This window comes from Escherichia sp. KS167_9B, from assembly GCF_030295215.1.
In the GTDB taxonomy this organism is placed as follows: Bacteria; Pseudomonadota; Gammaproteobacteria; order Enterobacterales; family Enterobacteriaceae; genus Escherichia; species Escherichia coli_F.
Window position 1 is genome coordinate 2,399,430 of sequence record NZ_AP025754.1, and the last position, 21,081, is coordinate 2,420,510.

The window sequence follows — 21,081 nt, forward strand, 5'->3', positions numbered from 1 at the left end:
AATTTAGTGTTGACAGACAAGGTACCGCTAAGTAATATGCGCCTCGTTCTCACGATTCCTCTGTAGTTCAGTCGGTAGAACGGCGGACTGTTAATCCGTATGTCACTGGTTCGAGTCCAGTCAGAGGAGCCAAATTCAAGTTTTCATGCTTATCTGTACGTCTCTATTTGTTTACGATTCAATAAGTTAGCGTGAAAATCGTTCCCAGTGCGTATCTGGTTTTCTCTCCGCATCGCGATGATTTGGTGGTCAGATCTGGAGTCAGTTTGGTTCGATTCTGGTGTGCCCCCCAAATGTCTTTAAACGATTCTAAAATCCGCAAGTTAAAATCTTCTTCCCGTCCGGTAAAACTCTCCGACTCTCATGGCCTGTATCTGCTCGTCAATCCGGGCGGTTCACGCATCTGGTATCTCAAATATCGTTTCAACGGAAAAGAATCCAGAGTCAGTCTTGGTGCATACCCGCTGGATCTGGATGTTCAGTTCGCGTAAATGCTCACTGAACCGTTTTGTAATATGGATACGGTCATTTACCGTTTTGAAGCTGCCGCCTGCTTTCTTCGTCAGGGCCTTCATTTCACTACTTAATTTGCTCATGACTACCCTCTACAACCAAAAAAACAGTCTCCGGCATGTGCTTTTTGGCTGCGCCAGAACGATACCTTCACGTCGAAGTGGCAGTTTGTTGAGGTTTAGGGAGTTTCAGGCTGTACGCGGTACAGACTGTCTGACGAAACAGGGGTGTCTCCGGGGCGTCGTGCCCCCTCGGTATCGATCTTTTTCTCCTTTACTCTGAACTGACAGCGGCCCCAAAGGACATGTCAGGCGGCGAAAGGCAGATATGCTAGTCCGCCGGCATCATGCCGCCACCTCATCAATTAGTTTCACGCCCTTGGCGATACGTATCCCGCAGGACGCCCTCAGTTCATCGGCAAAATACCAGGCAGATCCGCCAACAGACCGCGCACTGTCTGTACGGCCTGTGATGACAATACGCAGGAGTGAACCGCCCCGGTTTTCCTGGAGAGTGTTTTATCTGTGAACTCAGGCTGCCAGATCATCGTTTCTGATGGAAGCATAATAAGCTTTTTCTGCTTCTGCCGGAGGGATATGACCCAGCCTTCCCAGCAATCGTCGATTGTTATACCAGTCCACCCACGTGAGTGTGGCCAGTTCCACTTCTGCACGGTTTTTCCAGCTCTTACGGTGTATTACCTCCGCTTTGTAAAGACCATTGATGCTCTCCGCCATCGCGTTGTCATACGAGTCACCTGTACTCCCTGTTGATGCCAGCAGTTTTGCTTCTTTTAGTCGCTCCGTATAGGCCAGTGATACATACTGAGAACCTTTATCACTGTGATGGACTGTGCCGGACGGCCGACGGGCCCACAACGCCTGCTCCAGTGCATCCAGCACGAATGTCGTTTCCATAGACGATGAGACTCGCCACCCCACGATACATCCGGCAAACACATCAATGATGAACGCCACATAGACGAAGCCCTGCCATGTGCTGACGTAAGTAAAATCAGCCACCCACAGCTGGTCAGGACGTTCTGCCACGAACTGACGGTTTACGCGGTCGCCTGCGGAAACGGCTTTCCGGCTGACGGTAGTACGGACCTTTTTACCCCGGAGAACACCGGCAAGTCCCATAACCGCCATGAGGCGCGCCACTGTACATCTGGCCACCCTGATACCTTCGCGTAACAACTGGCGCCAGACTTTACGCACACCGTACACCTGATGATTTTCATCGTATACGCGCTGTATCTCTCTCTTCAGCCAGTCATCGCGCTGAGCACGGGCACTGCGTTTATCAGGATGATGTCGCTGTTGCTGACAGTGGTAATACGTTGACGGGGCAATATGCAGCTCACTGCATACCGGTCCGACCCCGTACTGCTCACGCAGCTTATCCAGCAGTGGCATTATTTTTTCCAGAGGCGGTCGAACTCCGCCTTCGCAAAATAAGCGGAAGCCTGGCGAAGGATATCGTTACTGCGGCGCAGTTCACGATTTTCACGTTCCAGCTCTTTCAGACGCTGACGTTCAGCGGTGGTGAGTCCACCATCACCGCCCCCGGTATCCCGCTCATGCTGACGAACCCACACACGCAGAGTCTCTGGTGTACAGCCAATCTTTGGGGCAATGGAACAAATTGCCGCCCATTGTGAGTCATATTCGCCCTGACTTTCCAGAACCATACGGACTGCCCGTTGACGGACCTCGGGGGAAAAACGTGTATTTTTAGTCATCCTGTTTACCTCTTTCTCAGGGAGTTTAGTCTCCAGGATTCCCGGGGCGGTTCAATGCGGTAGCAATAACCACTTGCCCCAATGAAATACCACCATCGTTAGTCGGAACTAACTGATGGCTGTAAGGCCGGAATCCACAAGACTCCAGACTGTTAAGAGGATGAATTCATTGCAGAACACGCCGCCGCTCAGGACAATTTGTTGCGTGCCTGAGCGTGCCACCAGACGTTTACAGACCTCGCAAATCATGTCGACGATGGTAGAGTGAAAGCGCCGACTTAGTTCGGCCATATCAAAACCGGGCTGGCTGAAGCATTGCACCAGTTCCCTTATCATCGGGCGATAATCCACCTCGAGCTTATTCTCGACATCGGCAATGATGTAGCTGAACGGAGCCGTCATATGAAGTTTACACTGCAGCAGCGCTTCCAGTTCAATGGCCGCCTGGGCTTCGTACTCCACCTGAGTGCAAACGCCCATCAGCGCGGCGATGCCGTCAAATAGTCTGCCCATGCTGCTAGTCGTGGTGGTGTTGATTTTTCTGGTCGCCATTTTACTGAATATATCGCGCTGCTGAGGCTGGAGCGCCTGCAAGCCTGGTACTGCGAGCGTACTGATATCTTCGCCGAAGGTTTCCACCAGTAAGGAGATGCCGACGCGCAGCGGCTCTTTAACTGCCCGATCGCCTCCGGGCAGGGTCATTGAACGCAAGCATCCTGCACGCTCGAATTTTTCGAAATCACCAACGAGAAACTCACCGCCCCAAATGGTGCCGTCGGTGCCATATCCTGTACCGTCAAAAATTACGCCTAGAGTAGTACCTGACAGGCCATTTTCCGCCATGCAGGATGCCATATGCGCGTGATGGTGTTGAACCTGAACGACCTGATGCTCTAAATTCTCCAGCGCATGCCGGGTAGAGCGGAAAGAGGGATGCAAATCGCAGGCCACGACATTTGCCTTCACGTTCAGCAGGTTTTGAAGATGATCAATACATTCGATATGTGATTTAAAAGTCACGTTATTCTTAAGATCGCCAATATGCTGGCTCAGAAAAACCTGTTTTCCTTTGCCGATGCTGATCGTGTTTTTTAGCTCCGCCCCGAGCGCGATAATGGAATCCACTGCGTAAGGTAGATGAATAGGGTATGGCGCGTAACCGCGGGAGCGGCGCAAAAACGATAGCTGCGAGGTAATGGCGTCGTTGCGAAACACCGTGCGGACCACCGAATCGTCAACACGCGTATGAATATCGCGATTATTCAGAATGAAGTAATCCGCGATTTTCCCGAGTTGCTTAATTGCCATGTCGTTGTCAAAGACGATCGGATGACCGGAAATATTACCGCTGGTCATAATCAGGATCGGCAGAGACGGGTCTTCCAGCAATAAATGCTGAAGCGGCGTTGAAGGCAGCATTACACCGATGTTCGGATTATGTGGCGCAACGGTACTCGCCAGCAGGACGTTGCGCTTATACAACAAGACAATGGGACGCTGCGGGCTTTCCAGCAATTTGTGATTACAGGGGGGGATGAAAGCAATACGCGACGCGCTTTCCACATCCGCGACCATCACTGCAAAAGGTTTGGCGTCTCTTCGCTTGCGTTGCCGAAGTTCATTGACAGCATTCTCATTGCAAGCATCGGCCACGAGATGAAAGCCACCAAGGCTCTTTATTGCAAGAATTCCGCCTTCTTTTAGTTTCGTAATGGCAAATTTGACAATATCATCTGTGTGAACGGATGTGCCCTGTCGATCGGTAAGTTGCAACTGTGGGCCGCAAACTGGGCAGGCATTGGGCTGGGCATGATAGCGTCGATCCTCAATATCGTTGTATTCACGCTCACAGGTTGGACATAAAGGGAATTTACGCATAGTGCTCTGGGCACGATCGTAAGGCATACCAAGAATAATGGAATAGCGCGGCCCACAATTGGTGCAATTGGTGAAAGCGTAACGATAACGATGATTATCAGGATCGCTTATCTCGCGCAGGCAATCGCTGCAGACGTTGGTATCTGGCGGGATAATCGTGTCCATGCCGGTATGATCGCGGCTTTTACGGATGCTGAACGTTTCATAGTGCGCTCTGGTATCCGTTGGGCTAACTTCCTGCGTACTGATGATTTTTGCCAGTGGTGGTGCCTCGGTCACCAGTTTGTCCATGATTCTGGCAATAACCGTGCCGGATGCCTGCAGCTCAAGCAACACGCCTTCTGAATCGTTTAACACCCAGCCGGTGGCACCATAGGTGCGGGCCAGTCGGTGAACAAAGGGACGAAATCCAACGCCCTGAACGACCCCACAGATGCGGTAACGCCGGGTTTCCGGCGTCTCGTGAAGCTCAACAGAGTCTGGGTAATTCTGCGCCATATAATTCCTCGACTTCTGTGTGTGTTCCATCAGCTTCAATCATATAGACTTCAGTACCCGAGACAGCGGTGATCTCGCCGATAATTGTCGCGTGCTTGCCGACAGGATGCTCCTGCAGCAAATGTAGTACCTTCTGAGCATACTCAGGTTCAACAAACAGGCATAAACAACCTTCATTAGCGAGATTAATGACGTCAACACCCAGCATATTAGCTGCCATGGCGGTTTCCGGCTGTATGGGCAAAGATGGCTGGTCGAAATGAATCTGATAATTTGTTGCGCGCACATGTTCGTGTAAAACAGCGGACAGCCCACCGCGCGTAACGTCTCGCATTGACGCTATTTTGCCTTCAGGGATGTTGCTGATGAGTTTGTCAATAATGTGGTTCAGCGGTGCGCAATCACTAAGAATATTTCGCTCGAACCCCAATCCTTCCCGCATCGACAGCAGGTGAATCGAGTGATTGCCGATATATCCGCTCAGGATTATTTTCTGCCCCGGACGCACGTTCTTAACTGAGACTGGCGGATGTTCAAACACGCCGATGCCAGCAGTATTGATAAACAGCCGATCTGCTTCACCTTTGCCTACGACCTTGGTATCACCGGCGACAATCTTGACCTCTGCCTCACGAGCCGTTTCACGTACGGACTCGATGATTCTGACCAGATCAGCCATCGGCATACCTTCCTCAATGATAAGACTGAGTGTGATGTAAAGGGGACGAGCCCCACTGACAGCGAGATCGTTAACGGTGCCGCAGACGGCGATTTTGCCAATATCACCGTTGCCGAAAATCAGCGGCGTGGCAACAAAGGAGTCGGTGGTGAAGGCAATTCGCCTGGTGGATAACCCCAGCACCGCGCTGTCTTCCATCACGCCCAGATAGGTGTCACCGAGAATGTTAGCAATTTTTTCAACCAACTCGCGGCTTAATTTCGCCCCGGTGCCATGATCCAGTACAACGACCTCTTCATGATTTAGCGTCTGGGTTAAGCTCATGATGCTTCCCTTTCGCCGCGCTCAGGCAGATCGTTCTGTTTTTGCAATATTGATAAAATTTCCGCAGAAGGTGCTACAGTTGCGCAATAGCTGGCAAGCCACTCGAGTGCACGCTCTGTATCTTCGGACGAAGGCGCGAACACGCAGTCGTCCGGTACCCAGACGTTATAGCCGCGAAAGAAGGCATCTGCTGCAGTAGTCTGCACGCAAACATGAGTTTGCAACCCGGTAACGATTACGGTTTTTACCCCGAGTTGCTGGAGGATTTCGTCGAGATCGTTATTAAAAAAACCGCTGTCTCTGCCCTTAACTACAACCTGGTCTGTGGAGCGATATACTTTATCGATAATCTGGTTTTCCGGGCGACAAGCTAGTGCAGGAATGCCCGCTTCGCGGTTGCGATAGCGCTTTTGTACCGCCGGGTCATTAGGATCGTTGATAAGTTGCAGGTGGATAATGGATTGATCCAGAGCGCGAATGCCATCGAGAAACTGATTAAACTGGACAAGTTTTTGCGCCAGAATTTCTGGAGAGCGTGTTATTTTGTAGGTAAACTCATACTGCAGGTCATTAGTGAGAACGGCAATATTTGGCATAAACATTTAACCCTTATTGTATTTATATAATGAATGTTTTTGAATGATTTATGATGTCAATTTTTATAAATAACCTGTGCACTAGTGAGTGCTAAATAGAACCAAGAGCAGCATGTATGGCGTTTCTGAGTTTGACAAACCAAGGGGATCTCGGCGTAAATCATTTTACGCATCATGTCATCTGTTGCGGGTATTTGTATAATTCCAATTTTTCAGGATTCAATAAATGTCAGGAATAGATATAAGGCTACTGCGTGCATTTGTGACACTGGCGGAAAAGGGAAACTACAATAAAGCTGCAGAAGCTTTATTTCTGACACAACCTGCGCTTTCAAAGCAGATCAAGATGCTCGAACAGAAGACCGGAGGGCAGCTTTTCCTGCGTGGTCGCCACGGGGCAGTGTTGACGATGGTTGGCAGGCAGTTGTTTGCTAAAGCTTATGAGTTGCTGAAATCCCACCACGATTTTTTAACCTACGCCAGAGAAATCCAAAAGGGGAGTACGGGTAAACTGGTGCTCGGATTTGGTATATCTTCGTTTAAAAGCACACCAGTTTGGATTAATACTTTTCGCCAGAAATTTCCCGACTGCGACGTTGTTATCAGCCAAATCGCATCCAGCGTACAAGCCAGAATGTTGATGGAAGGTGAACTGCATGCTGGTTTTGTTCGTATGCCGGTAACAGAATTATTGGCCTCTCGCTTAATAAATAAAGAAAATCTGGTGTTGGCTGTCCCGGTAGCCGTCGATATTGATCCCACCGATCTCCAGCGTACGCTGGCAATCTATCCGATTTTATGCATGGATCCAGCGGTCAGCCCTTGTCTGGCGGAGCAAACGACTGCGTTCCTGCGGGATAATGAACTCATCATTGAGCCAATCTCTGCGACGAATGATATTCATTCCCTGCTAGCATTGATAGCCGGAGGGAATGGTCTCGCGCTGCTACCCGCCAGCGTCGAGAATTTTTTACCTGTAGGAGTCAAGCTGATTACTCTGTGGGGAAAGCAGATCATATGGAACATTGGTGTGGCATGGAATCCGAAAATCGACAACCAGATGCGGGATGAGTTCCTGCAGATTGTCACGCATTATTTACCGTAAACGCGTTCGAAACGTCGGGGCATTTTAGAGTGAAGGCGAACTGGGATTTGGTACATTACAACGCAATTGCCTTGCAAGCCAGCACCCGACTTATTGATTATCATGCACGGTAGTGCCAGAGTGGATAACAGGTGATGTTTGTCGTCGGATCTGTAATAAGTTATTGCGATTGTAGGTACAGCTATCTTCACAGGTTAATTGATTGTAAGTGAAGCTAAAGGTGCTACTGAGTAAACTTCAAATGTTACTTTAAAATGGTGGTCATTCTGGTGGTCTTGACAAACTCAATTTTTTTTTAGCTTTACCAATCAGCCTGTTAATGGCTACGGCGATCCCAGTCAGAGGAGCCAAATTCTAAAAATTTCGCTTTTATCGTGCAATGCAACTCATCTACATTAAGCATTGATTCTTTAACGAAGAGCGGGTTTGTCATCTTAAGCGCCCTCGACCTTATGGTTGGGGGCGTTTTGTTATGGACGCCGTCTACAGCTTTCCTGTCGAGAGTGAGAAGTTACGGTTATTTTTGTGCCACATAACCTTCTGCTGGCAAAGAGTTCAGCACTATCTTCTCTACTCCGTCCCTATATTCGTCACCATTGCCCCCTCAATTATTAAACTGAGTTATTCAGTAGTCTCCCCTCTTGCAACTCACACCCAAAACTGCTTAACGAAAAGTTATTAATTTTCAATCATATTGCTATCAGGATTTATATTTTTTCGCTGTGCTAGAAAGGGCGCATTTATGTTAGCTCGTTCAGGGAAGGTAAGCATGGCTACGAAAAAGAGAAGTGGAGAAGAAATAAATGATCGGCAAATCTTATGCGGGATGGGTATTAAACTACGCCGCTTAACTGCGGGTATCTGCCTGGTAACTCAACTTGTGTTCCCTATGACTGCGGCAGCACAAGGTGTGGTAAACGCCGCAACCCAACAACCAGTTCCTGCACAAATCGCCATTGCAAATACCAATACGGTGCCCTACACCCTTGGAGCGCTCGAATCGGCCCAAAGCGTTGCCGAACGTTTCGGTATTTCGTTGGCTGAGTTACGCAAACTCAACCAGTTTCGTACGTTTGCTCGAGGTTTTGATAATGTCCGCCAGGGTGATGAACTGGATGTCCCGGCACAAGTTAGTGAAAAAAATTTAACCCCGTCGCCGCGTAATAGCAGTGACAACCTTGAGCAACAGATAGCCAGTACTTCACAGCAAATCGGGTCTCTGCTCGCCGAAGATATGAACAGCGAGCAAGCGGCCAATATGGCGCGTGGATGGGCCTCTTCTCAGGCATCTGGCGCAATGACAGACTGGTTAAGCCGCTTCGGCACCGCAAGAATCACGCTGGGCGTGGATGAAGATTTTAGCCTGAAGAATTCCCAGTTCGATTTTCTCCATCCATGGTATGAAACGCCTGATAATCTCTTTTTCAGCCAGCATACTCTCCACCGTACTGACGAGCGTACACAGATTAACAACGGCTTGGGTTGGCGTCATTTCACTCCCACATGGATGTCGGGCATCAACTTCTTTTTCGACCACGATCTTAGCCGTTACCACTCCCGCGCCGGCATTGGCGCGGAGTACTGGCGCGACTATCTTAAATTAAGCAGTAACGGCTATTTGCGACTGACCAACTGGCGCAGCGCACCTGAACTGGACAACGATTATGAAGCACGCCCGGCCAATGGCTGGGATGTACGCGCAGAAGGCTGGTTACCCGCCTGGCCGCACCTTGGCGGTAAACTGGTCTATGAACAGTATTATGGCGATGAAGTGGCCCTGTTCGATAAAGACGATCGGCAAAGTAATCCTCATGCCATAACCGCTGGACTTAACTATACCCCCTTCCCGCTGATGACCTTCAGCGCGGAGCAACGCCAGGGTAAACAGGGCGAAAATGACACCCGTTTTGCCGTCGATTTTACCTGGCAACCTGGCAGCGCAATGCAGAAACAGCTTGACCCGAACGAAGTCGCTGCACGGCGTAGCCTTGCAGGCAGCCGTTATGATCTGGTGGATCGCAACAACAACATCGTTCTGGAATATCGCAAAAAAGAACTGGTTCGCCTGACCCTGACAGACCCCGTGACAGGGAAGTCAGGAGAAGTGAAATCACTGGTTTCGTCGCTACAAACCAAATATGCCCTGAAAGGCTATAACGTCGAAGCCACCGCTCTGGAAGCTGCCGGTGGTAAAGTGGTCACAACGGGTAAAGATATTCTGGTTACCCTGCCTGGTTACCGGTTCACCAGTACGCCAGAAACCGATAACACCTGGCCGATTGAAGTTACCGCTGAAGACGTCAAAGGCAATTTGTCGAATCGTGAACAAAGCATGGTGGTCGTTCAGGCACCTGCGCTAAGCCAGAAAGATTCCTCGGTATCGTTAAGTACCCAAACATTGAGTGCGGATTCCCATTCAACCGCCACACTGACTTTTATTGCTCATGATGCAGCTGGTAATCCTGTTATCGGGCTGGTGCTCTCGACGCGTCATGAAGGTGTTCAGGACATTACCCTTTCTGACTGGAAAGATAATGGTGACGGAAGCTATACCCAAGTCCTGACCACAGGAGCGATGTCTGGCACGCTGACGCTGATGCCACAGCTGAACGGTGTGGATGCGGCTAAAGCCCCCGCCGTGGTGAATATCATTTCTGTTTCGTCATCCCGAACTCACTCGTCAATTAAGATTGATAAGGACCGTTATCTCTCCGGCAATCCTATCGAGGTGACGGTAGAACTGAGAGATGAAAATGACAAACCTGTTAAGGAGCAAAAACAGCAACTGAATACTGCAGTCAGCATCGACAACGTGAAACCAGGAGTCACTACAGACTGGAAAGAAACCGCAGATGGCGTCTATAAGGCAACCTATACCGCCTATACCAAAGGCAGTGGACTTACTGCGAAGCTGTTAATGCAAAACTGGAATGAAGATTTGCATACCGCTGGATTTATCATCGACGCCAACCCGCAGTCAGCGAAAATTGCGACATTATCTGCCAGCAATAATGGTGTGCTCGCCAATGAGAATGCAGCAAATACCGTCTCGGTCAATGTCGCTGATGAAGGAAGCAACCCAATCAATGATCATACCGTCACGTTTGCGGTATTAAACGGATCGGCAACTTCCTTCAACAATCAAAACACCGCAAAAACGGATGTTAATGGTCTGGCGACTTTTGATCTGAAAAGTAGTAAGCAGGAAGACAACACGGTTGAAGTCACCCTTGAAAATGGCGTGAAACAAACGTTAATCGTCAGTTTTGTCGGTGACTCGAGTACCGCGCAGGTTGATCTACAGAAGTCGAAAAATGAAGTGGTCGCTGACGGCAATGACAGCGCCACCATGACCGCGACAGTCCGGGATGCAAAAGGCAACCTGCTCAATGACGTCAAGGTCACCTTCAATGTTAATTCAGCAGAGGCGAAACTGAGCCAAACCGAAGTGAATAGCCACGACGGGATCGCCACAGCCGCGTTGACCAGTTTGAAAAATGGTGATTATACGGTTACGGCCTCTGTGAGCTCTGGTTCCCAGGCTAGTCAACAGGTGAATTTTATCGGTGATCAAAGTACTGCTGCCCTGACCCTCAGTGTGCCTTCAGGTGATATCACCGTCACCGACACAGCGCCTCAACAGCTGACGGCAACCTTGCAGGATAAAAATGGCAACCCACTAAAAGATAAAGAAATCACTTTCTCTGTGCCGAACGACGTCGCAAGTCGGTTCTCGATTAGCAACAGCGGAAAAGGCATGACGGATAGCAACGGGATTGCAATCGCCTCCCTGACCGGCACGTTAGCGGGCACGCATATGATCACGGCTCGTCTGGCTAACAGCAATGTCAGCGATGCTCAGCCAATGGCGTTTGTGGCGGATAAAGACAGAGCGGTTGTCGTTCTGCAAACATCGAAAGCGGAAATCATTGGGAATGGCGTGGATGAGACGACGCTGACAGCAACAGTGAAAGATCCTTTTGATAACGTGGTTAAAAATCTGTCAGTAGCCTTCCGCACCTCCCCCGCAGACACACAACTGAGCCTGAACGCGCGTAATACTAATGAGAACGGTATTGCTGAAGTTACCCTTAAGGGCACGGTTTTGGGTGTTCATACAGCCGAAGCCACACTGCCTAACGGCAACAACGATACGAAGACAGTCAATATTGCGCCCGATGCCAGCAACGCACGGCTCACGCTGAACATCCCTGCTCACCAGGTGGTGACGAATAACAGCGACAGTGTGCAGCTGACAGCTACAGTGAAAGATCCGTCGAATCATCCGGTGGCGGGGATAGCGGTGAATTTCACCATGCCACAAGACGTCGCGGCAAACTTTACCCTTGAAAATAACGGTATTACTGTCACCCAGGCCAATGGGGAAGCGCATGTCACCCTCAAAGGTAAAAAAGCGGGCACGCATACAGTTACCGCGACGCTGATTAATAACAATGCCAGTGATTCGCAGCCGGTAACATTTGTGGCAGACAAAGCCTCGGCTCAGGTTGCCCTGCAGTTGTCAAAAGATGAGATCACGGGTAATGGCGTCGATAACGCAACGCTAACTGCAACGGTTAAAGATCAGTTCGACAATGAGGTGAACAATCTTCCGGTAACATTCAGCTCAGCCTCTTCAGGACTCACCCTGACCCCGGGAGTGAGTAATACCAATGAGTCTGGCATCGCGCAGACCACTCTCGCAGGCGTTGCCTTTGGTGAGCAGACGGTCACTGTATCACTTGCTAATAATGGTGCCAGCGACCACAAAACTGTGCAGTTTATTGGCGACACAGCTGCGGCAAAAATTATTGGGTTGACGTCTGTCCCAGACAGCATAATCGCCGGTACCCCGCAGAATAGCACCGGCAGCGTCATCACCGCGACAGTCGTTGATAATAATAGCTTTCCGGTGAAAGGTGTAACTGTGAGTTTCACCAGCAGTACAAACTCTGCTGAAATGACGAATGGCGGCCAAGCCGTAACGAACGAACAGGGTAAGGCAACCGTCACTTATACCAATACCCGTTCCTCGACAGAATCAGGAGGGAGGCCGGATACCGTTGAGGCCAGTCTGGAAAATGGTAGCTCCACGCTTAGCACATCAATTAATGTCAACGCTGATGCGTCTACGGCACATATCACCTTGTTACAAGCACTTACTGATACAGTCTCCGCAGGCAACACGACCGATCTGTATGTTGTGGTAAACGATAATTACGGAAACTGTGTACCCCAACATAAGGTGACCATCAGCGTTTCGCCAAGTGAAGGTGTGACCCCCAGTAATAACGCTATATATACTACCAACTCCTACGGCCATTTTTACGCAAGCTTTACCGCTACAAAAGCCAGGGTTTATCAAGTGACGGCAACGCTCGACAATGGCGATTCGATGCAACAAACAGTGACCTATGTGCCGAACGTGGCGAATGCTGAAATCACGCTGGGAGCCTCGAAGGATCCGGTGATTGCCGACAATAACGATCTCACGACACTAACAGCAACAGTCGCTGATACAGAGGGCAATGCGATAGCCAACACTGAGGTAACATTTACTCTGCCGGAAGATGTGAGGGCGAACTTCACGCTGAGCGATGGCGGTAAAGCGATTACTGATACTGAAGGCAAAGCGAAAGTCACGCTGAAAGGTACAAAAGCAGGTGCTCATACTGTTACAGCATCGATGGCTGGCGGTAAGAGTGAGCAGTTGGTGGTGAACTTTATTGCGGATACGCTCACTGCGCAGGTTAATCTTAATGTTACCGAAAACAACTTTATCGCCAATAACATTGGAATGACCATACTTCAGGCAACAGTGACTGATGGAAACGGCAACCCGTTAGCCAATGAGGCGGTGACATTCACGCTACCGGCAGATGTGAGTGCAAGCTTTACTCTCGGACAAGGCGGTTCCGCCATTACTGACATCAACGGCAAGGCTGAAGTTACACTGAGCGGTACAAAATCCGGCACCTATCCCGTGACGGTCAGCGTGGACAGTTATGGTGTCAGTGATACGAGGCCGGTGACTTTGCTTGCCGATGCAAGTACCGCTAAACTGGCTGATTTTACCGCATCATCAAGCTCATTAATCGCCAGCACAACCGAGGGTGCGACCCTGACGGCAAGTGTCACTGACGCTTATGACAATCCATTAGAAGGCATCAAGGTCAATTTCCGCGGCTTATCCGCCACGCTGAGTAACACCACCGCTGAAACAGATGCTCAGGGTAAGGCAGAAATTCTTGTAACAAGCACCATTGCAGGGACGAAAATTGTTGTGGCTAATCTGGCAAATGCACCTACAGATACCATCATGCAAACGTTGACTGTCAAAGCAGATGCTGATTCTGCGACGATCACCAGTCTGGAAATGCCTGAAGGTCAGGTTATGGTCGCAACCCCCCTGGCGGTTAAAGCGCACGTCGACGACCAGTTTGGCAATCCAGTTTCTGAACAGCTTGTGACATTCAGTGCAGAGCCGTCAATTTTTAACATGGTCATTAGTCAGGATACGGTCTCTACGAATACACTGGGTATAGCCGAAGTCACCATGACGCCCAAAAGATACGGTTCGTATACTGTGCAAGCATCCCTGGCGAATGGCTCCTCTTATGAGAAGGACCTGGTGGTAATCGATTTAAAACTGACACTCACAGCATCAAGTCCACTTATCGGCATCAATGACCCATTAGGTTCAACTCTGACAGTAAGGCTAACCAATCCAAATGGGACCCCAGTGAACAATGAACTCGTTACCTTTAGCGTAACGCCAGAAGATGCAACGTTAAGTAGCGGAACAATGAAAACCAATCCTTCCGGGGAGGCACAAGTCGTTCTGACCAGCAATAAAGTCGGTACGTATACGGTTACAGCATCTATCACTAGTGGCGTAATTATTCAGGCGCAGACAATCGTGAAAGTTACTGGCAACCAAAGCACAGCCCATGTGGTCAGCCTAAGCGCTGATCCGTCAACTATCACTGCCAACGACAGCGATATCAGCACGCTGAAGGCTACTGTTGAGGACGGCAGTGGTAACCAAGTCGAAGGCGTCAATGTGAACTTCGCATTAAAAAGTGGCTCTGCCACATTAGGGTCATTAACAGCGGTGACCGATCAACACGGATTTGCGACAACCACCGTGAAAAGTGCGCGAACTGGGAGCGTAACTGTTAGTGCAGGAACGAGCACAGGTGCAACGCAAACAGCTAATATAACGCTGGTGGCAGGCCCGGCAGACGCCTCGCAGTCCGTCCTTAAGAACAATCGGTCATCACTAAAAGGGGACTATACCGATAGTGCTGAGCTACATCTTGTTTTGCACGATATATCAGGCAATCCGATCAATGTTTCTGAAGGGATGGAATTTGTGCAGTCAGATACCAACGTGCCCTATGTGCAAGTTAGCGCAATTGACTACAGTAATAATTTCTCCGGCGAGTACAAAGCCACCGTTACAGGCGGTGGAGAGGGTATTGCAACGCTGATCCCTGTATTGAATGGTGTTCATCAAGCGGGTCTGAGTACCACAATACAATTCACTCGCGCAGAAGACAAAATAATGAGCGGTACAGTGTTAGTCAATGGTGCTAACCTACCGACAACTACATTCCCTTCGCAGGGGTTCACTGGGGCGTATTATCAGTTGAATAATGACAACTTTGCCCCAGGAAAAACGGCGGCTGATTATGAGTTTTCAAGCTCTGCCTCCTGGGTTGATGTTGATGCTACCGGTAAAGTGACATTTAAAAATGTCGGCAGCAATTGGGAAAGGATTACGGCGACGCCAAAAACAGGCGGCCCTAGCTATATATACGAAATCCGAGTGAAGAGTTGGTGGGTGAACGCCGGCGATGCTTTCATGATATACAGCCTTGCTGAAAATTTTTGCAGTAGCAATGGCTACATGCTTCCCCGTGCAAGCCTTTTAAGCCAGGGTCGTTCCCGAGGTATAGGGACATTGTACAGTGAATGGGGAGATATGGGGCATTACATGAATGAAGCCGATTTTTATTCAGATATGTATTGGTCATCTAGTCCCGCAAACTCCAATGAACAATACGAAATTTCCCTGGCAACAGGTGAGCAAAGCGTAATGGCAAAACTTGGATTTGCTCATGCGACATGTTATAAAAACATTTGATTTTCCGCTATAATTTCTTAAAGAGTGCTCCATTCGGGGCACTCTTTTTTACATTCCCTCTACAGAACTTGCCCTTCTCTCACAGAAAATGAATAAATAAAAATGCGATACCGCCAGATTCGCGTTCGGTGTGACTATGGTTGTATCTGGTGAGTACAGCTTTGATCCAAAGGCTGGCTTCTGTGATGATTAACCAGCCTCAGGGTATTGATGACACCACCGTTCATAACAGATCGGCATTACTTTGCATACGTACTGCTTCATATTCTCGCCAAAACACTTTTTAATGCCTTTGCGAATTCATCCAGACTTATATTGTCAATTTTTTGCCCAACGACGACTGACTCCGAAACATCGGCCATTGCTGGCCATCGCGTTTTGTAATCAGCATAAATTGCAACAACGGAGGTATTATAGGCACTTGCCATATGTAATATTGAGGTGTCAGGAGTTATTGCGATATAAGCATCTTTTATGATTGCTGCTGAAAGTTTAATCGAGGGTGATAAGGATAAACGGTAGACATTATTATAACAATCCACTAATGCCCTGGCTTTATCTTCCCCTTTGGGTCCATGAACGATCACTATTGGCATATCTGTTTCATTTTTAATTTTTGCTATTAGATTTTCTGCTATCGATAATGAAAATGTACGTTCCTGTGCACTACCTTCTAAATTGAGCGCAATGTAAGCTCCTAACGATCGCATTTCCTCGCGCACCTCATCGAGTACATCCTCGCTTAATGGCAATTCATATATTGGCCTGACTGCAGGAAAACCCGCTTCACGCATCATAAACGCCCATGTCATGGGTACGGGAGCCCTGAGATTCTGATCCATCCGGGACGCGTTCTTACACAAAGGGGAATAGCACTTCATGGTTAAACCGACAACCTGAAAATTCGTTTTTGCTTTCAACTGACTGATAAATAACATCGTTTTCAGGTTCTTTTTACGCATCGCCTCTATACAAAGATCCGGCGTACCGTATCGCTGTGTTATGTTCTTCGCTAAATCTTTTATTTCTTTTAATGTTGCGTGATCCTGCATAGTCATTGTTACTAATGTTAATTTAGTCTGTTCAAGGTTGAGCGCATTAAAGACTTCTAAATTAATAGTCGAAGTAACAATTAAAAGATGCTTAATTTTATGCAATTCAAGCGCCCGAATAACTGGAAAGATGGCCATAGCATCGCCAATTTGATCGGGAATGTGGATAACAACAAAGTCTGTTTTTCCAATATTGAAATTATTAGCTTTATAATCGTAGTAACTAAATGCAATACGTCTCAACAATGATGCTAAAAACATACCTAACCTCGCCTCCCTACTGGTTATAATGCAATGCAGTCTATCAGAATCATCAGGGTGCAATTTTGTGCATATGCGGACTTTTATGTTTCATATCTCAAAACTGTAGGTGCTCTGCTCAATCCTTATGCAACTCCTGCGATTTCATCTTCCATCGAATTTTTCATGTTGCCGTTAATCAGCCATAAAATCATTTGCAGATGCGCTCTGTCGAGGTAGTCTCATAAGGTTCGTTTATAGATCGACGGCAATGTGAGTTACCTTTTCCATACTAATTATAAAAAGACAGTACAAACAGGATCATTATGGACTCCACGCTCATCTCCACTCGTCCCGATGAAGGGACGCTTTCGTTAAGTCGCGCCCGACGAGCTGCGTTAGGCAGTTTCGCTGGTGCCGTCGTCGACTGGTATGATTTTTTACTCTATGGCATTACCGCCGCACTGGTGTTTAATCGCGAGTTTTTCCCGCAAGTCAGCCCGGCAATGGGAACGCTCGCCGCATTTGCCACCTTTGGTGTCGGCTTCCTTTTCCGTCCACTTGGCGGTGTCATTTTCGGTCACTTTGGCGACCGACTGGGACGTAAGCGCATGTTAATGCTGACCGTCTGGATGATGGGCATCGCGACAGCCTTGATTGGCATTCTTCCTTCCTTCTCGACCATAGGTTGGTGGGCCCCCATTTTACTGGTGACGCTGCGTGCCATTCAGGGATTTGCCGTCGGCGGCGAATGGGGAGGCGCGGCGTTGCTTTCCGTTGAAAGCGCACCTAAGAATAAAAAAGCCTTTTACAGTAGCGGTGTACAAGTTGGTTACGGTGTAGGTTTACTGCTTTCAACCGGACTGGTTTCACTGATCAGTATGATGACGACTGACGAACAGTTTCTAAGCTGGGGCTGGCGTATTCCTTTCCTGTTTAGCATCGTACTGGTGCTGGGAGCATTGTGGGTGCGTAATGGCATGGAGGAGTCCGCGGAATTTGAACAACAGCAACATAATCAAGCGGCAGAGCAAAAACGCATCCCGGTTATCGAAGCACTGTTACGACATCCCGGTGCTTTTCTGAAGATTATTGCGCTACGACTGTGCGAGTTGCTGACGATGTACATCGTTACCGCCTTTGCGCTTAACTATTCAACCCAAAATATGGGGTTACCGCGCGAACTTTTCCTTAATATCGGTTTGCTGGTAGGTGGACTAAGCTGTCTGACAATTCCCTGTTTTGCCTGGCTTGCCGATCGTTTTGGTCGCCGCAGGGTGTATATCACAGGCGCGTTAATCGGAACGTTGAGCGCATTTCCTTTCTTTATAGCGCTTGAAGCACAATCTATTTTCTGGATAGTTTTCTTCTCCATAATGCTGGCAAACATTGCGCATGACATGGTGGTGTGCGTGCAACAACCGATGTTTACCGAAATGTTTGGTGCCAGTTATCGCTATAGTGGAGCTGGAGTCGGATATCAGGTTGCCAGTGTGGTCGGCGGCGGATTTACACCTTTTATTGCTGCTGCACTCATCACTTATTTTGCCGGAAACTGGCATAGCGTCGCCATTTATTTGCTGGCTGGGTGCCTCATTTCAGCAATCACCGCTTTGTTAATGAAAGACAATCAACACGCTTGATAGTCAGGCGAAGATCATCCGATCTTCGCCTTACACTTTTGTTTCACATTCCTGTGACATACTATCGGAAGTGCGGTAATTGTATGGAACAGGAGACACACATGAATAATAAGGGCTCCGGTCTGACCCCAGCTCAGGCACTGGATAAACTCGACGCGCTGTATGAGCAATCTGTAGTCGCTTTACGCAACGCCATTGGCAAATATATTACAAGTGGCGAATTACCTGATGAAAACGCCCGCAAACAAGGTCTTTTTGTCTATCCATCACTGACCGTAACCTGGGACGGTAGCACAACCAATCCCCCCAAAACGCGCGCATTTGGTCGTTTTACCCACGCAGGCAGCTACACCACCACGATTACTCGCCCTACTCTCTTTCGTTCGTATCTGAATGAACAACTTACGTTGCTGTATCAGGATTATGGTGCGCATATCTCGGTGCAACCCTCGCAGCATGAAATCCCTTATCCTTATGTCATCGATGGCTCTGAATTGACACTTGATCGCTCAATGAGCGCTGGGTTAACTCGCTACTTCCCGACAACAGAACTGGCGCAAATTGGCGATGAAACTGCAGACGGCATTTATCATCCAACGGAATTCTCCCCGCTATCGCATTTTGATGCGCGCCGCGTCGATTTTTCCCTCGCGCGGTTGCGCCATTATACCGGTACGCCAGTTGAACATTTTCAGCCGTTCGTCTTGTTTACCAACTACACACGTTATGTGGATGAATTCGTTCGTTGGGGATGCAGCCAGATCCTCGACCCTGATAGTCCCTACATTGCCCTTTCTTGTGCTGGCGGGAACTGGATCACCGCCGAAACCGAAGCGCCAGAAGAAGCCATTTCCGACCTTGCATGGAAAAAACACCAGATGCCAGCATGGCATTTAATTACCGCCGATGGTCAGGGTATTACTCTGGTGAATATTGGCGTGGGACCGTCAAATGCTAAAACCATCTGCGATCATCTGGCGGTGCTGCGCCCGGATGTCTGGTTGATGATTGGTCACTGTGGTGGCTTACGTGAAAGCCAGGCCATTGGAGATTATGTACTTGCACACGCTTATTTACGCGATGACCACGTTCTTGATGCGGTACTGCCGCCCGATATTCCTATTCCGAGCATTGCTGAAGTGCAACGTGCGCTTTATGACGCTACCAAGTTAGTCAGCGGCAGGCCCGGAGAGGAAGTTAAACAGCGGCTACGTACTGGCACTGTGGTAACCACAGATGACAGGAACTGGGAATTACGTTACTCAGCTTCTGCACTTCGTTTTAACTTAAGCCGGGCCGTAGCAATTGATATGGAAAGTGCAACCATTGCCGCGCAAGGATATCGTTTCCGCGTGCCATACGGGACACTACTGTGTGTTTCAGATAAACCGTTGCATGGTGAGATTAAACTTCCCGGTCAGGCTAACCGTTTTTATGAAGGCGCTATTTCCGAACACCTGCAAATTGGCATTCGGGCGATCGATTTGCTGCGCGCAGAAGGCGACCGACTGCATTCACGTAAATTACGAACCTTTAATGAACCGCCGTTCCGGTAATAAGTTCTGTTCCTTTTTATCAGGAATAGATGTGAAGGATTTAGTAAGTCATCCAGCAAATAGCCTGCAATAAAGCAGGCTGTTTGCTTCCTGGGGCGGATACGAGTTTTATTATAGCCTTAATGATTTACATATATTAAAAGCAAGTATGCTTTCAAAACACAATTATAAAAAAATCCGCCAACAACATTAGTTTTTATGAGATTAAATATAAGATTATGGATTTAGAATATTTTTATTTCTAATAGACGAGATTTTTCCTGTTATGATATAATATGCCGAATTAACGCATGTTAACGATTTACCAGTAATGTAAATAAATTTTCGAGGAGATCATTCCAGTGGGACGTAAATGGGCCAATATTGTTGCTAAAAAAACGGCTAAAGACGGTGCGACGTCTAAAATTTATGCAAAATTCGGTGTAGAAATCTATGCTGCTGCCAAACAAGGTGAACCCGATCCAGAATTAAACACATCTTTAAAATTCGTTATTGAACGAGCAAAGCAGGCACAAGTTCCAAAGCATGTTATTGATAAAGCAATTGATAAAGCCAAAGGCGGCGGAGATGAAACGTTCGTGCAGGGCCGTTATGAAGGCTTTGGTCCTAATGGCTCAATGATTATCGCTGAAACCTTGACTTCAAATGTTAACCGTACGATTGCTAACGTTCGCACAATTTTCAATAAAAAAGGCGGCAATATCGGAGCGGCAGGTTCTGTCAGCTATATGTTTGACAATACGGGTGTGATTGTATTTAAAGGTACAGACCCTGACCATATTTTTGAAATTTTACTTGAAGCTGAAGTTGATGTTCGTGATGTAACTGAAGAAGAAGGTAATATTGTTATTTATACTGAACCTACTGACCTTCATAAAGGAATCGCGGCTCTAAAAGCAGCTGGAATCACTGAGTTCTCAACAACAGAATTAGAAATGATTGCTCAATCTGAAGTTGAGCTTTCCCCAGAAGATTTAGAAATCTTTGAAGGGCTTGTTGATGCCCTTGAAGATGACGACGATGTTCAAAAAGTTTATCATAACGTCGCAAATCTCTAATTATAATTTAAAGAAATCTGTCTTTATGGCAGATTTCTTTAATCTC

9 protein-coding genes, 1 tRNA gene, 3 pseudogenes and 1 other annotated feature are annotated in these 21,081 nt (G+C 48.2%); of the genes and pseudogenes, 7 read left to right on the plus strand and 6 right to left on the minus strand.

Going from position 1 to position 21,081, the window contains the following annotated elements; genetic code table 11:
• Positions 1-56: 56 nt before the first annotated feature.
• Positions 57-132, plus strand: a tRNA-Asn gene (locus QUE34_RS12140).
• A gap of 161 nt (positions 133-293) precedes the next feature.
• Positions 294-467, plus strand: a pseudogene (locus tag QUE34_RS12145) (Arm DNA-binding domain-containing protein); the annotation flags it as partial.
• On the opposite strand, the pseudogene QUE34_RS12150 reads toward QUE34_RS12145, so the two are convergent.
• From QUE34_RS12150 to QUE34_RS12170, 5 genes and pseudogenes are all read right to left on the minus strand, one after another.
• Positions 459-596 (minus strand): annotated as a pseudogene (locus QUE34_RS12150) (phage integrase N-terminal domain-containing protein); the annotation flags it as partial. The pseudogenes QUE34_RS12145 and QUE34_RS12150 overlap by 9 nt on opposite strands.
• 447 nt (positions 597-1,043) lie before the next feature.
• Positions 1,044-2,257, minus strand: a protein-coding gene (locus QUE34_RS12155; RefSeq protein WP_394295875.1) for an IS3 family transposase whose coding sequence is annotated in 2 segments (ribosomal slippage) — positions 1,044-1,969 and positions 1,969-2,257 — 1,215 coding nt in all. Because the reading frame shifts where the segments join, the coding sequence is not laid out codon by codon here.
• Positions 1,860-1,976: a sequence feature (AL1L pseudoknot), on the minus strand. Its footprint overlaps the gene before it by 117 nt.
• 25 nt (positions 2,258-2,282) lie before the next feature.
• Positions 2,283-4,663, minus strand: a pseudogene (gene hypF, locus QUE34_RS12160) (carbamoyltransferase HypF).
• Positions 4,605-5,636 carry a hydrogenase expression/formation protein HypE gene (gene hypE, locus QUE34_RS12165; RefSeq protein ID WP_286338965.1) on the minus strand — a complete coding sequence of 344 codons (1,032 nt, stop codon included), beginning with the start codon at positions 5,634-5,636 and terminating at the stop codon, positions 4,605-4,607. Before hypE ends, hypF begins: the two are co-directional and overlap by 59 nt.
• Positions 5,633-6,232: a cysteine hydrolase family protein gene (locus QUE34_RS12170; protein ID WP_032303408.1), complete on the minus strand. Its 600-nt coding sequence runs from the start codon at positions 6,230-6,232 to the stop codon at positions 5,633-5,635. Before QUE34_RS12170 ends, hypE begins: the two co-directional genes overlap by 4 nt.
• Positions 6,233-6,458: 226 nt before the next feature.
• On the opposite strand from QUE34_RS12170, the gene QUE34_RS12175 reads away from it, so the two are divergent.
• A complete protein-coding gene (locus tag QUE34_RS12175; protein ID WP_000014150.1) occupies positions 6,459-7,337 on the plus strand; it encodes a LysR family transcriptional regulator in 879 nt (292 codons plus the stop codon).
• A gap of 769 nt (positions 7,338-8,106) precedes the next feature.
• Positions 8,107-15,486 (plus strand): Ig-like domain-containing protein, encoded by a 7,380-nt coding sequence (locus QUE34_RS12180; protein ID WP_286338966.1) that lies wholly within the window; start codon positions 8,107-8,109, stop codon positions 15,484-15,486.
• Positions 15,487-15,746: 260 nt separating this feature from the next.
• Here QUE34_RS12180 and QUE34_RS12185 read toward each other — a convergent pair whose 3' ends face one another.
• Positions 15,747-16,799, minus strand: a complete 1,053-nt coding sequence (locus tag QUE34_RS12185) for a glycosyltransferase family 9 protein (RefSeq protein ID WP_105268647.1) — start codon at positions 16,797-16,799, stop codon at positions 15,747-15,749.
• A gap of 305 nt (positions 16,800-17,104) precedes the next feature.
• On the opposite strand from QUE34_RS12185, the gene shiA reads away from it, so the two are divergent.
• From shiA to QUE34_RS12200, 3 genes are all read left to right on the plus strand, one after another.
• The gene (gene shiA / locus QUE34_RS12190; RefSeq protein ID WP_105268646.1) at positions 17,105-18,421 is read left to right on the plus strand and encodes a shikimate transporter; all 1,317 of its coding nucleotides are present in this window, start codon (positions 17,105-17,107) and stop codon (positions 18,419-18,421) included.
• Positions 18,422-18,522: 101 nt separating this feature from the next.
• Positions 18,523-19,977, plus strand: a complete 1,455-nt coding sequence (gene amn, locus QUE34_RS12195; RefSeq protein ID WP_001060231.1) for an AMP nucleosidase — start codon at positions 18,523-18,525, stop codon at positions 19,975-19,977.
• A 341-nt stretch (positions 19,978-20,318) separates the two neighbouring features.
• Positions 20,319-21,035, plus strand: a complete 717-nt coding sequence (locus QUE34_RS12200; RefSeq protein WP_000532923.1) for a YebC/PmpR family DNA-binding transcriptional regulator — start codon at positions 20,319-20,321, stop codon at positions 21,033-21,035.
• The last annotated feature ends 46 nt before the right edge of the window (positions 21,036-21,081 follow it).

Bases quoted from the DNA above. Each gene is read 5' to 3' on its own strand.
- QUE34_RS12170 (WP_032303408.1), bottom strand. From the start codon at position 6,232: ATGCCAAATATTGCCGTTCTCACTAATGACCTGCAGTATGAGTTTACC.
- hypE (WP_286338965.1), bottom strand. From the start codon at position 5,636: ATGAGCTTAACCCAGACGCTAAATCATGAAGAGGTCGTTGTACTGGAT.
- QUE34_RS12180 (WP_286338966.1), top strand. From the start codon at position 8,107: ATGGCTACGAAAAAGAGAAGTGGAGAAGAAATAAATGATCGGCAAATC.
- QUE34_RS12175 (WP_000014150.1), top strand. From the start codon at position 6,459: ATGTCAGGAATAGATATAAGGCTACTGCGTGCATTTGTGACACTGGCG.
- QUE34_RS12185 (WP_105268647.1), bottom strand. From the start codon at position 16,799: ATGTTTTTAGCATCATTGTTGAGACGTATTGCATTTAGTTACTACGAT.
- amn (WP_001060231.1), top strand. From the start codon at position 18,523: ATGAATAATAAGGGCTCCGGTCTGACCCCAGCTCAGGCACTGGATAAA.
- shiA (WP_105268646.1), top strand. From the start codon at position 17,105: ATGGACTCCACGCTCATCTCCACTCGTCCCGATGAAGGGACGCTTTCG.